This is a genomic window from Rossellomorea vietnamensis, assembly GCF_025398035.1.
Classification (GTDB): Bacteria; Bacillota; Bacilli; order Bacillales; family Bacillaceae_B; genus Rossellomorea; species Rossellomorea vietnamensis_B.
The window spans coordinates 2845856-2859240 of sequence record NZ_CP104558.1 but is presented as its reverse complement, the minus strand read 5'-3'; the positions used below and the strand labels follow the sequence as shown (position 1 = coordinate 2859240).

The 13385-nt window shown below is 44.3% G+C and carries 14 protein-coding genes; 1 reads left to right on the top strand and 13 read right to left on the bottom strand.

The window, feature by feature from the left end; all coding sequences use genetic code 11:
- Positions 1 to 697: 697 nt before the first annotated feature.
- From rpsR to N5C46_RS14775, 6 genes are all read right to left on the bottom strand, one after another.
- Positions 698 to 934, bottom strand: coding sequence for a 30S ribosomal protein S18 (rpsR, locus tag N5C46_RS14800; RefSeq protein ID WP_034764780.1), 237 nt, complete (start codon positions 932 to 934; stop codon positions 698 to 700).
- A 41-nt stretch (positions 935 to 975) separates the two neighbouring features.
- Positions 976 to 1491, bottom strand: coding sequence for a single-stranded DNA-binding protein (ssb, locus tag N5C46_RS14795; protein WP_034764778.1), 516 nt, complete (start codon positions 1489 to 1491; stop codon positions 976 to 978).
- A 79-nt stretch (positions 1492 to 1570) separates the two neighbouring features.
- Positions 1571 to 1858: a 30S ribosomal protein S6 gene (gene rpsF / locus N5C46_RS14790; RefSeq protein ID WP_034764776.1), complete on the bottom strand. Its 288-nt coding sequence runs from the start codon at positions 1856 to 1858 to the stop codon at positions 1571 to 1573.
- 164 nt (positions 1859 to 2022) lie between these two features.
- Positions 2023 to 3123 carry a redox-regulated ATPase YchF gene (ychF, locus tag N5C46_RS14785; protein ID WP_226677726.1) on the bottom strand — a complete coding sequence of 367 codons (1101 nt, stop codon included), beginning with the start codon at positions 3121 to 3123 and terminating at the stop codon, positions 2023 to 2025.
- A 252-nt stretch (positions 3124 to 3375) separates the two neighbouring features.
- Entirely contained in the window at positions 3376 to 3576 is a 201-nt protein-coding gene (locus tag N5C46_RS14780; protein ID WP_034764770.1) for a DUF951 domain-containing protein, read from the bottom strand.
- Between the two features lie 13 nt (positions 3577 to 3589).
- Complete coding sequence (locus N5C46_RS14775) at positions 3590 to 4516, bottom strand: mechanosensitive ion channel family protein (RefSeq protein WP_261749173.1); 927 nt, start codon at positions 4514 to 4516, stop codon at positions 3590 to 3592.
- Positions 4517 to 4765: 249 nt separating this feature from the next.
- Here N5C46_RS14775 and yyaC point away from each other — a divergent pair, with 249 nt between their 5' ends.
- Positions 4766 to 5386: a spore protease YyaC gene (yyaC, locus tag N5C46_RS14770; protein WP_261749172.1), complete on the top strand. Its 621-nt coding sequence runs from the start codon at positions 4766 to 4768 to the stop codon at positions 5384 to 5386.
- A 42-nt stretch (positions 5387 to 5428) separates the two neighbouring features.
- Here the strand turns inward: yyaC and N5C46_RS14765 are convergent, their stop codons facing one another.
- From N5C46_RS14765 to mnmE, 7 genes are all read right to left on the bottom strand, one after another.
- Positions 5429 to 6142: a DUF554 domain-containing protein gene (locus tag N5C46_RS14765; protein WP_229596306.1), complete on the bottom strand. Its 714-nt coding sequence runs from the start codon at positions 6140 to 6142 to the stop codon at positions 5429 to 5431.
- 113 nt (positions 6143 to 6255) lie between these two features.
- On the bottom strand, positions 6256 to 7095 hold the full coding sequence (locus N5C46_RS14760) for a ParB/RepB/Spo0J family partition protein (protein WP_261749171.1): 840 nt from the start codon (positions 7093 to 7095) through the stop codon (positions 6256 to 6258).
- Positions 7088 to 7849, bottom strand: a complete 762-nt coding sequence (locus N5C46_RS14755) for a ParA family protein (RefSeq protein WP_034764762.1) — start codon at positions 7847 to 7849, stop codon at positions 7088 to 7090. The genes N5C46_RS14760 and N5C46_RS14755 overlap by 8 nt, the downstream gene beginning before the upstream one ends.
- 220 nt (positions 7850 to 8069) lie before the next feature.
- A complete protein-coding gene (gene noc, locus N5C46_RS14750) occupies positions 8070 to 8933 on the bottom strand; it encodes a nucleoid occlusion protein (RefSeq protein WP_159363164.1) in 864 nt (287 codons plus the stop codon).
- A gap of 119 nt (positions 8934 to 9052) precedes the next feature.
- Positions 9053 to 9769 (bottom strand): 16S rRNA (guanine(527)-N(7))-methyltransferase RsmG, encoded by a 717-nt coding sequence (gene rsmG, locus N5C46_RS14745; RefSeq protein WP_261749170.1) that lies wholly within the window; start codon positions 9767 to 9769, stop codon positions 9053 to 9055.
- A gap of 21 nt (positions 9770 to 9790) precedes the next feature.
- Positions 9791 to 11683, bottom strand: a complete 1893-nt coding sequence (gene mnmG / locus N5C46_RS14740) for a tRNA uridine-5-carboxymethylaminomethyl(34) synthesis enzyme MnmG (RefSeq protein WP_261749169.1) — start codon at positions 11681 to 11683, stop codon at positions 9791 to 9793.
- Between the two features lie 56 nt (positions 11684 to 11739).
- Positions 11740 to 13125 carry a tRNA uridine-5-carboxymethylaminomethyl(34) synthesis GTPase MnmE gene (mnmE, locus tag N5C46_RS14735; RefSeq protein ID WP_261749168.1) on the bottom strand — a complete coding sequence of 462 codons (1386 nt, stop codon included), beginning with the start codon at positions 13123 to 13125 and terminating at the stop codon, positions 11740 to 11742.
- Between the last annotated feature and the right edge of the window lie 260 nt (positions 13126 to 13385).

Below are 13385 nucleotides of genomic sequence, written 5' to 3'. Positions count from 1 at the left end.
TTCTTACTTCTTATAGATTTAAAATCAATTGTCGTTGGATAAGTGTTGGTGTGAAAATAAGACCGTTCCGTTTCGCTACAGGCACTTGCTTTCCTCGGGGAGGAAGTCGAGCCTCCTCAGGCTTTGCCTTGCGGGGTCTCGACCTTTCCTCTATTTCCCGAAGGAGTCAAGTGCCTTCCGCTGCACTCCACTCTGTGCTTTTACAGGATGAGTTTCTAATTATGAAAAGACATTAATTCCTTACTAAAAGGGAACAAGTATCTTCACATAAGGATCTTTTCTTAGAAAGAGTTATTGTAAAAAAGCTGCCGTCAAAGGTCTAATAACCAGTATGTGTTTGTGTGAGAGGAGTAATATTTGAAGGACAGAACTAGTAATAACAAAAATCAATCGACAGAGCCGACAACACTTCGAAAAATGCTGAGTTAATACTTATATGTATTTATATTTTTCTATATTTATATACTCTTGCTTATTAAGTTGATTGAAGCGGAAGGTGCTCGACTCCTGCGGGAAACGCGGGAAAGTTGAGACCCCACAGGGCAGAGCCCGAGGAGGCTCAACTCACGCCCCGCGGAAAGCGAGCACCTGCAGTGGAAATCAACCAGCACTCACTCATCTATAAGCAGCCATACTACGAAAACAGCCATAAAAAAAGCAGCAGAGACAAGTCTCTGCTGCTTTTAAGTCGATGATATTATTCACCAGTAACGTATGGAAGTAATGCCATTGTACGAGCGCGTTTGATCGCACGAGTCAACTTACGTTGGTACTTAGCGTTCGTTCCAGTTACACGACGTGGAAGAATCTTTCCACGTTCAGATACGAATTTCTTAAGAAGATCAACATCTTTGAAATCGATATGTGTAATTCCGTTTGCTGTGAAGTAGCACACCTTACGACGTCTACGTCCACCTCTACGTCCTCCTGCCATTTGTTTCGCCTCCTATCTTGTTTGGATTCGTTATCGTTCGTTTAGAATGGCAGATCATCATCGGAAATGTCGATCGGCTGACCGTCATTTGCAAATGGATCCTCATCTACACGTGTATAGTTGTTGTTATTATTGTTGTTGCGTTGTTGATTCTGATTCTGACTATACGGATTTCCTTGGTCACGCTGACCTCCACCCGAATAGCCCGGACTTCCTCCACGATCGCCTTGATTCGCACTACGCGGCTCTAAGAACTGAACGCTTTCTGCTACAACTTCCGTCATAAACACACGGCGTCCATCCTGTCCTTCGAAATTACGTGTTTGAATGCGACCGTCAACGCCAGCTAAGCTGCCTTTTTTAAGAAAGTTTGCTACATTCTCTGCAGGGCGACGCCATACAACACAGTTAATAAAATCTGCTTCCCGTTCTCCTGATTGGTTCGTAAAACTACGATTGACAGCCAGTGTAAACGAAGCAACAGCCACTCCACTTGGAGTATATTTTAATTCAGGGTCTTTGGTTAAACGCCCTACTAATACAACTCGGTTCATCATCAGAATCAACCCCTTCCTTCTAGTTTACTGTTTCACGTGAAACAGATGATAGAAGTGTATATCTTAAAAAACGTACGGATTATTCTTCTTCTTTAACAACGATATGACGGATAATATCATCGCTGATTTTAGCTAAACGATCGAATTCGTTAACTGCATCAGAAGTAGCGCTCATCTTAACTAGTTGATAGAAACCATCACGAAAATCGTTGATTTCATACGCTAAACGACGTTTACCCCAATCTTTTGACTCGATGATTTCCGCGCCGTTAGTTGTTAAAACGTTATCGAAACGCTCAACTACTGCTTTCTTTGACTCGTCGTCAATGTTTGGGCGGACAATGTACATAACTTCGTACTTTCTCATCTGAATGTCACCTCCTCGTGGTCTATGCGGTCCTTTCTTTGTGAAAGAACAAGGAGCAATGCGTTCATTACTCACGAAATAAAATTATAGCATAGGTTCCCTATTATTGCAATATGACGTAAAAAAAAGACTAGAATCGAAACTCTAGTCTTTTTATATAAAACTTACACGTTAAAGCGGAAGTGAATGATGTCTCCGTCTTTTACAAGGTATTCTTTCCCTTCCAAACGGACTTTTCCTGCTTCGCGGGCTGCACCCATTGTACCGGCAGCAACTAAATCTTCATAAGATACGGTTTCGGCACGGATGAATCCTCTTTCGAAGTCGGTGTGGATGACACCTGCACATTGAGGGGCTTTCATTCCTTCACGGAACGTCCAGGCACGGACTTCTTGTACACCTGCTGTGAAATAAGTAGCCAGTCCCAATAGGGAATAGGTAGCACGGATCAGCTGATCAAGGCCAGATTCTTCGATGCCTAATTCCTGCAGGAACATCGCCTTTTCTTCATCATCAAGCTCGGCGATCTCAGATTCAATCTTCGCACAGACAACGATCACTTCGGCATTGTCGTCCTTCGCAAATTCACGTACTTTCTGAACATACTCGTTATCAGAAGGATCCGCAATCTCGTCTTCACTTACGTTCGCTACGTATAATACAGGTTTGGACGTCAGAAGATGAAGCTGTTTTACAAGCTTCATTTGCTCATCCGAGAACTCAACTGTACGAGCTGGCTGTTCTGCTTCCAAAGCTTCTTTGATTTTCACAAGGATGTCGTGCTCAAATACCGCTTCTTTGTCTTTCTGCTTCGCCATTTTCTGAACTCTTGTAATTCGCTTGTCCACCGTTTCAAGGTCAGCCAGGATCAACTCCAGGTTGATGACTTCGATATCCGCAATCGGATCTACTTTACCGGATACGTGTGTGATATTATCATCTGCGAAACAACGGACAACCTGACAGATCGCATCCACTTGACGGATGTGGGATAAGAACTTATTCCCCAATCCTTCCCCTTTACTTGCGCCTTTAACAATCCCGGCAATATCCGTGAATTCGAAGGCAGTGGGAACCGTCTTCTTCGGGTCCACAAGTTCTGTTAATTTATCCAGGCGGTGATCCGGAACCTCTACGATTCCTACGTTCGGATCAATGGTACAGAACGGGTAGTTCGCAGATTCTGCACCTGCTTTTGTAATTGCGTTGAATAGTGTGGATTTCCCTACGTTAGGTAGTCCTACAATACCAGCTGTTAATGCCATTTCAGTCACTCCTCATCCATATTCTTATCTATTAAAAATCCTGTAAGATCAAAAAACTAGTAAACGGTCGAACCTTTCACAATTATAGAGATAATAGTGGGAAAAGACAAGTGAAGCTTCCAGTGTCCCCCAGGAAAACATTCCAGCAGAAAAAAGCATCCGCTCTTTGGGAAACGAGTGGATGCTCTTGATTACATTCATGTGAACATAAGGTGGATTAGGTCAAAAGAATTATGGGTAAAAAAAGAATACTTATTCTTCTTCACCACTGCTGATGACCTTTTTCATTTTTTTCGCAAAGTCTTTTCTGGGGATCATGACACTGTGACCGCACCCGACACACTTGATACGAATATCCATCCCCATACGGATCACTTTCCAGCGGTTCGTGCCACATGGATGAGGCTTCTTCATTTCTACAATATCATTTAATGTGAATGTCTTTGGTTCCACCGGTTATTCCTCCTTATTCGCTTTCAAGTCTTCTTTGCTTTTCACGGGGGTGAATCTCTTCTTCATCCTTACGTGAATACATCACCATACGAGGGAATGGAATCTCGATACCATGCGCATCCAGGCAAAGTTTTACTTCTTTCCGGATCATTCTGGCCATATACCAGTGCCTCATTGGAACCGTTTCAGCAACTATGCGGATGACGACATCGGATGCTCCAAGAGTTTGAACCCCCAACAGCTCAGGCGGATTCACAAGGTCTTCGTACTTTTGCGGCAAAGCGAGAAGAAGTTCCTGCATCACTTTCTCGGCTTCTTCAATATTTTCTTCGTATGCAATGCTGACATCCACGACTGCGATACTGTTATGGATGGAGAAGTTCGTCACTTCCGTAACATTCCCATTGGGGAAGATATGTAATTCCCCGGTCCAGCTTTTGATCTTTGTCGTTCGCAGGCCGATCTCTTCCACGGTTCCCTCTGCAGAACCGATGCGAACATAATCGCCAACTGAAAATTGATCCTCGAAGATAATGAAAAAACCGGTGATGATATCACGTACCAGATTCTGTGCACCGAAACCGACGGCAAGGCCGACGATCCCGGCACCGGCGATGAGTCCTTTCACATCAATTTCCAGAGTCGATAAAATGGTCATCAGACTGATGAAATAGATCACATAGGTGAGGACGTTTTCCAACAGTTTGGATAATGTCGCCTCCCGTCGTTCAGTGAACTTAAGAGGGGACCGGGAACGGACTTTGAATACGTTTCGAATCGCCGACCTTCCTACCCTTAGGGCAAGATATGTAATGACCATAATGGCAATAATCTTTACAGCACCTGTTCCCAGGGCCATCCACATTTCATTATCTATCAGTTTCTCAGTTGCTTTATTAATGGTGTCATCTACCTTAGTTTTGGTATCATTCGCACTCATATATCGAACCTCCACTTATCATTCAATAAGAAGTATTCCTTATTTTATCAACTTTCCCTCTCCTTGTGTAGATATAACCTCATAAAGTATAGTTTCTAGAAAATTTTTATTTTATGAAAAATCCGACCATATTATGTATGAAAAAAAGAAATCGTCCGTATACTGATAATACTTAAAAATTTGACTGTGGGATAAGGGGCCAGCGACTCAAAGGTCACCCCTCTGAACACATCCAAAGGAGTGGAAGCGATGAATCTAAAAAAAGGACTATTTGAACGAAGATCTGAACCTTTTAGAGTCCTTCATCAGGAAGAGCGTGCGGCACAGGATCTTTCTGTTCAATTGTCGTCGATGCTTCCCACTTATTATCGTACAAGGCCCATCGTGTTTGTCTGTATCGGTACGGACCGCTCGACCGGGGATTCATTGGGGCCTTTGGTCGGCACTTTAATAGAGGAACAGGATATTAAACCATTCCATGTCTATGGAACATTGGATGATCCGATCCATGCCGTCAATCTGGAAGAGAGGCTCAAGGACATTGCTTCTAAGCATACCAATCCCTTTATCATAGGTGTCGATGCCTGTCTCGGACGATTAAAGAGTGTTGGTGCCATTCAGTTGAGTGAAGGCCCTTTGCGCCCGGGAGCAGGAGTGAACAAAGAGCTGCCTGAAGTCGGGGAGATTCATTTGACCGGTATTGTAAATGTCAGTGGATTCATGGAGTTTTTTGTCCTGCAGAATACCCGTTTGAATCTTGTCATGAAAATGGCGAGGACGATTGCGGAAGCGATTGTGCTGGCAGGTCATTCTGTAGAACGGAGAAATGCCGTCAGTATCGAAAAATGGCGGGAAGAATTGCAGCAATAAAGAAGAGAAGGGAGATGGCGCGTTCCGCCATCTCCCTTTTGATTACATATACAAATGATAGGCGTGGATGATTCCGACTACCATGGCCACCACGATGATGCCTGGAAGTAAATTAGCGACTCTGATTTTCGTCACACCCAGAAGGTTGAGACCAATCGCGAAAATCATGATGCCTCCTGTGGACGTCATTTCGACAATATACGCGTCCATCAATTCCTGAGGCACCCATTGATGAATTTGAGTGGCGAATAGGGCGATGATCCCCTGATAAAGGACGACTGGAATGGCTGAGAACATAACACCGATCCCGAGGGTCGTTGTTAGAATTAACGATGTAAACCCATCAATGATCGACTTGGTCAAAAGAACATCATGATCTCCCCTGATCCCGCTATCCAGCGCACCGATAACGGCCATGGCCCCAATGACAAATATCAGGGTGGCGGTGACAAAGCCTTGGGATATGGACGTTTCATTTTTGCTGCCTATCTTTGTTTCCAGCCAGTTCCCAAGGGCATTCAGCCTGTCCTCGAGATTCATCCACTCTCCCCAGGCAGCACCAAGGGCAAGGCTGATGATCACGATGAGAAAGTTCTCGCTTTTCAATCCCATCTGTAACCCAAGAACGATAACCGCGAGTCCGATCGCTTTCATGACCGTTCCCTTCATATCTTCAGGTATGCGGTGCAGGATCTTCCCAAGAAGCGTCCCGATGATAATACAAACTCCATTTACTAGCGTTCCTAAAAGTACCATGACGTTTCCCCTTATGATTATTTCCCAAAGAATAGTATATGTACCATATGGAAGAGGACTGGCTTAAATGGCATGAGATATACCACTTAAGTCAGTCCCTTTTCACAATGATCTTACTGCAATAATTCCAAAATCCGATCCAGGTCTTCCTTCGAAAAGAATTCCAGTTCGATTTTCCCTTTTTTCTTCGATTGTTTGATCGTGACGGTTGTACCGAAGCGCTCACGCAAGAGGGATTCCTGTTCCTGGATGAAGACATCTTTCCGCTCTTTCTTTTTTGTTTCACGTGGAACATTGTCATTGGCTTCTTGAATGATTTTTTCTAATTGACGGACGTTTAATGATTCTTTCAGGATCCGATTGACGATCATGGACAGCTTCTTTTTATCTTTTAATCCAAGAAGGGCACGGCCATGTCCCATTGACAGCTTCCCTTCAGAAATAAGTTCCTGAACGGGTGCAGGAAGGGAGAGTAAGCGAATATGGTTCGCGATATGAGGTCTGCTCTTCCCTAATCGTTTCGCCAGTTCTTCCTGTGTAAGATTTAATTTATCCATCAGCATTTGATAGGCTGCGCCTTCCTCGATCGGCGTCAGGTCCTCGCGCTGAAGGTTTTCCAACACCGCGAGTTCCATCATTTGTTGATCATTCAATTCACGCACGACAACGGGGACGGTCTCTAGCTTAGCCGCTGTAGCTGCACGATAGCGGCGTTCACCGACCACAATCTCATATCCTTTGATGGACTTGCGGACAATGATCGGTTGGAGGATCCCATGCTCCAGGATCGATTCTTTCAGTTCTTCGATTGCCTGCGGCTCAAAGATCTTTCGTGGCTGATAAGGGTTCGGCCTTATTTCTTTCAGGCTCACTTCCTGGACGGACTCTTCATTTTGAGTTGTTTGCATATTGGTAAAGAGAGCATTGATGCCCTTTCCTAAACCTTTAGCCATTCGCCACCACTTCCTTTGCCAGTTCTAAATAAACTTCTGCTCCCCTGGATTTCGCATCATAGATGATAATCGGTTCACCATGACTGGGTGCTTCACTTAATCGAACATTACGTGGGATAATTGTGCGATACACTTTGTCTTGAAAGTATTTTTTCACTTCTTCGATGACCTGGATCCCAAGATTCGTCCTGGCATCAAGCATCGTTAACAATACACCATCAATCATAAGGTCATGATTCAGATGTTTCTGCACTAAACGGACCGTGCTTAACAGCTGACTTAATCCCTCGAGGGCATAATATTCACACTGGACCGGTATGACGACAGCATCCGATGCGGTTAACGCATTGATCGTCAGGAGTCCCAATGAAGGGGGACAATCGATAATGATGAAATCGAATTCGTCCTTTACCTTCTCCAGCGCTTTCTTTAAACGGACTTCACGGGAGATGGTCGGAACCAATTCAATTTCCGCTCCGGCAAGTGAGATCGTTGCAGGGACAATCGATAAGTTCTCTACTTTTGATTGTTTGATCGTGTCTTTAACATCTACATCATCCACTAACACATCATAGATACACTGTTGTACATCCCCTTTTTCAACGCCGACACCACTAGTGGCGTTTCCCTGAGGGTCGATATCTACAAGTAAAACCTTTTTCCCTATATAAGCTAAACAAGCCCCCAAATTGACGGATGTCGTGGTCTTTCCCACTCCGCCCTTCTGGTTTGTAACGGCTACGATTCTGCCCAAGGTTGTCACCTACCTTTTGACTTCCTAAGATTGATTTCATTTTTACACAGTATTCTTTTATTCTATCAAAATTCCCTGTTAATTGTCTGTCAATTTTTCAAAAAGAAGCACCTTTCCATAAATAGGAAAGACTCTGTTGCTCGGTTTCTATCTATCCATGGCTCGCAATAAAAAAAGTGAGAAACGGATCGAATATGTTTCTCACTTTTAGACTACGAATCTATTTTTTTTTTGGAATACGAATGGTGAATTGATAGAATTCCTCGTGCTCTTCTTCTTCTGAGTCGAGATTGATTCCGCTATCGGATACCATGGACAGCGATTGACGAATCGTATTCACGGCAATCCTCATGTCTTTGCTGAAGGCCTTCCGTTTAGGCTTCGGCTTTTGGGTCGTTCCTTCCTGCATTTTCACAACCCGGTCTTCGGTCTGTTTGACATTTAAGCTCTTTTCAATGATTTCTTGAAGTAACTGGATCTGCTTTTCAGCATTCTTCAAAGGAATCAAAGCCCTGGCGTGACGTTCAGTGATTTGTTTATCTAGTAGAGCTGATTGAATTTCTTCTGGAAGCTTTAGGAGACGAAGCTTGTTCGCCACGGTTGATTGTCCTTTTCCTAAGCGTTGAGCAAGGGCTTCTTGAGTTAGATCATGTAATTCCAACAGTTTTCCATATGCGATTGCTTCCTCTATAGGAGAGAGCTCTTCTCTTTGTAAGTTCTCAATTAATGCGACAGAGGCTGTTTCTGTATCATTAAGATTCTTCACAATTGCCGGTACGGTTTCCCAGCCAAGCTTTTGAACGGCCCTGTATCTCCGTTCACCCGCAATGATCTCAAACTGGTCATCATCGTACTGTCTCACCACGATCGGTTGGATGATGCCATGAGTGTGAATCGTTCTGGATAACTCTTCTATCTTTTCATCATTAAACACAGTCCTTGGTTGAAATCGATTCGGGATGATTTGCGAGACCTGGATCTTCCTCACTTCATCACGATCTTCTTCCACTACATTCGACTCTTCAGATTCAACATCTTGCTCCTTTTCACCTAGGCCAAAAAAACGAGAGAAAGGATGCTTCATCTTCCTACACCACCTTTAAGAAACTCCCTTTATTAATATTCTCTAAAATATGTCCATTTCCTGCCTTCTCACTATATGTCGATTATACCATGACCGATGAAGGCAGGAGAGTGACCATACTATTCTAACGGTAATTTATTCGGTGTCCCGGGTTTTCTGGGATATTTGTTAGGCGTTTCTTTCACTTTGTTGATTTTCACGATATTCCGTTCACTTTCCTCTTCAGGAAGAATGAAGGAATACATTTTATCGGTTTGTCCACCAAGTGTCCCGATGGCTTTCTTTGCATTCGACAGCTCTTCATTGACATTGGAAGCCTTCATGGCGACAAATGCTCCACCTTTTTTCACAAGGGGCAGGCATAATTCGCTTAAAACGGACATTCTGGCTACGGCTCTTGCTGTAACCATATCATATTTTTCACGGTGAGCCTTGTTTTTTCCAAATGTCTCTGCACGATCATGATAAAAATGGGTATTGGAAAGTCCCAGTTCATCCGACAAATGATTTAAGAATGTAATGCGCTTATTCAAGGAATCAACAATCGAAATATGTAGATGCGGGAAGCATATTTTAAGCGGGATACTTGGGAAACCGGCACCTGCCCCAACATCACACAGAGATTGAACTTCCGTGAAGTCGACATAAAATGCTGCACTGATTGAATCGTAAAAATGCTTTAAATACACATCTTCTTTGTCAGTGATTGCCGTCAAATTCATTTTTTCGTTCCATTCAACAAGCAATTCATAATAACGTTCAAACTGATCTAATTGCCCGGAAGAAAGGGATATCCCCTTCTCCTCAAGCATTGATTGAAATTCATTTACGTTCATGAAATGATCCTTCCTTTACTTCTATTGATCACCGGATACCTTGGCGATTTTCCCCTGTTCAATGTAGACCATCAAAATGGATACGTCTGCAGGGTTCACGCCTGAAATGCGGGAGGCCTGTGCAAGGGAAAGAGGCTGGACCTCGATCAATTTCTGTCTTGCTTCAGAAGCCAATCCGCTGATTGCACTGTAATCAATGTTATCAGGAATTCGCTTATTTTCCATCTTCTTCATTTTATCGACCTGTTGAAGGGATTTTTCAATATACCCCTCGTATTTAACCTGGATCTCCACTTGTTCTTCTACATCGGGATCATGCTCGATGTCACTTGGGACAAGTGCCTTAATATGGCTGTAATTCATTTCCGGCCGCTTCAGGAGATCAGCCGCCAGTATCCCGTCTTTCAGCTCGCTTCCGCCTGCTTCACGGATAACCCTTTGAGTTTCTTCACTCGGCTTGATGCGCACGGATTCAAGTCGCTTCTTCTCTGCTGATATCGCTTCTTTCTTCGCCGTGAATCGTTCAAAGCGATCCTCTGAGATCAATCCGATCTTATGACCGATATCCGTTAAGCGAAGATCGGCATTATCATGACGGAGCAACAAGCGGTACTCAGCACGTGAAGTCAGAAGACGATACGGTTCGTTCGTCCCTTTTGTCACGAGGTCATCGATCAGTACCCCGATATAAGCATCGGAGCGGCTTAAGATCACTTCGTCTTTATCAAGAGCACGGCAAGCAGCATTGATTCCTGCCATCAATCCTTGTCCAGCCGCTTCTTCATAGCCGGATGTTCCATTGATCTGCCCCGCGGTATAAAGATTTTTAATTTTTTTCGTTTCAAGGGTCGGCCATAATTGCGTTGGTACGATGGAATCATACTCGATGGCATAACCGGCACGCATCATTTGTACTTTCTCAAGACCCGGAATGGTCTGCAGGATTTTTTGCTGTACATCTTCAGGCAGGCTTGTCGATAATCCTTGAACATACACTTCCTGAGTATTTCTTCCTTCCGGCTCGAGGAAGATTTGATGACGCGGCTTGTCGTGGAAACGCACGACTTTATCTTCAATAGAAGGACAGTAACGAGGTCCTGTTCCTTTGATCATACCTGAATACATTGGCGAACGATGTAGATTGTCGTCGATCAGTTGATGAGTCAGTTCATTCGTATACGTCAGCCAGCAAGGAAGTTGATCCGTGATGTATTTGGTCGTTTCATAGCTGAAGGCACGTGGAACGTCATCACCTGGCTGAATCTCCGTTTTCGAATAATCGATGGTCGAACTGTTGACCCGTGGCGGTGTCCCGGTTTTAAACCGGACCGTATCGAAGCCAAGCTCATGCAAGTGATCAGATAATCTGATGGAAGGCTGTTGGTTATTGGGACCGCTTGAATATTTCAAGTCTCCCAGGATGATTTCACCACGAAGGAATGTACCAGTGGTGATGACGACCGTTTTGGCACGGTAGGCGGCACCTGTCATCGTGACAACACCTTTACATTCATCATCCTCCACGATCAATTCCTCAACCATTCCCTGCATCAAGGTCATGTTCGGTTCGTTTTCGATTGTCCGCTTCATTTCATTCTGGTAGAGGAACTTATCTGCCTGCGCGCGCAATGCACGTACAGCAGGACCTTTTCCTGTATTCAACATCCTCATTTGTATATGCGTTTTATCTATATTACGACCCATCTCTCCACCGAGAGCGTCGATTTCCCTTACAACGATCCCCTTTGCCGGTCCACCGACAGACGGATTACACGGCATAAAGGCGACCATATCCAGGTTAATGGTGACCATTAACGTTTTAGCTCCCATACGTGCAGAAGCAAGTCCCGCTTCTACTCCGGCATGGCCAGCACCAATGACAATGACATCATATTGCCCTGCGTCATATTGCATGGTTTGTTATTTCCTCCTTGTAGGACGGATAAGTGCCGTCCACATTATAATAGTGTTTATTTCCCTAAGCAGAACTGGGAAAACAGCTGATCAATCAGGCTTTCATGAACGCTGTCCCCGATGATTTCACCTAATAGTTCCCACGTTCTCGTCAAATCGATCTGTGCAATATCAATCGGTGTCCCCATTTCCACGCTGTCGATCGCTTCATTGATTGCAAGGGAAGCCTGGTTGAGTAAGGCGATATGACGACTGTTGGACACATATGTCATATCCCCCGCTTCAATGGATCCCGCAAAGAATAAGGATGAAATGGCTTCTTCCAGTTCATCGATTCCCTGTTCCTCCAGTAAAGCCGTTGTCACCAGCTGATGATTTTCGGAAAGCTTCCTTACCTTATCTATATCAATCTTCTGAGGCAGATCGGTTTTGTTCACGATGACAATGACGTCCATTCCTCTCACCGCTTCGAATAACTGTTCATCCTCAAAGGTCAATTCATCCGCATAATTGAGTACAAGTAAAATTAAATCGGCTTCCTTCAACACCTGTCTCGAGCGTTCCACGCCGATCCGTTCAACGATGTCTTCAGTCTCACGAATTCCGGCCGTATCAACAAGTCGGAGAGGGACCCCCCTTACATTTACATATTCCTCGATCACATCACGTGTAGTTCCGGGAATATCCGTTACAATGGCTTTGTTTTCGTGAACAAGGCTGTTCAAGAGGGAGGATTTCCCTACATTGGGCCGTCCGATGATCACCGTAGAAAGACCTTCCCTTAAAATCTTCCCTTGTTCAGATGTGCGAACCAGCCGGTCAATTTCATCCCGGACGTGTTTGGATTTTTCCAGAAGCACGTTATGCGTCATCTCTTCTACATCATCATACTCCGGATAATCGATATTCACTTCCACATGGGCAAGGGTTTCAAGGATTTCCTGACGGAGCTTCCTGATCAAATTGGAAAGGCGGCCTTCCATTTGATTCAGGGCTACATTCATGGCCCGGTCGGTTTTCGCCCGAATGAGATCCATCACGGCTTCCGCCTGAGAAAGATCGATTCGACCATTCAGGAAAGCACGCTTCGTGAATTCACCGGGTTCTGCGAGTCTCGCCCCGTTTTTCAACACCAGCTGCAGAACTTTATTCACCGACACAAGTCCTCCGTGGCAGTTGATCTCGATAATGTCTTCACGGGTGAATGTCTTCGGTCCTCTCATCACGGAAACCATGACCTCTTCCACCACTTGATCGGTGTCAGGATCAACGATATGTCCATAATGAATGGTATGGGAGGCAAATTCCTTCATGGAACTCCCTTTCATTCCCTTAAAGACTTTATCACCGATATCGAATGCCTGATCACCGCTCAAACGGACGATGGCGATCGCTCCCTCTCCCATCGGAGTGGATATGGCTGCAATTGTATCTAATTCCATTATGTTCACCTCTCTTATAGCTGACCTATTTATATGAAATATAAAGTATAAAGTAACGTTTCCCCAAATTATTAGAATATCACAATCCGTTTCAATACTAAAGAAAGGAAACCCTTTGTTCGTCACCAAATAATGTTATCCACATAGATAACATCTCATCTCTATTATTTTAACTTATCCACATGTGAATAACAATAAACCGGGGTGAAAATAAGAATAGGCAGGTGGGAAGGAAGGAATGAGTGGAAGGAGAATTCTGG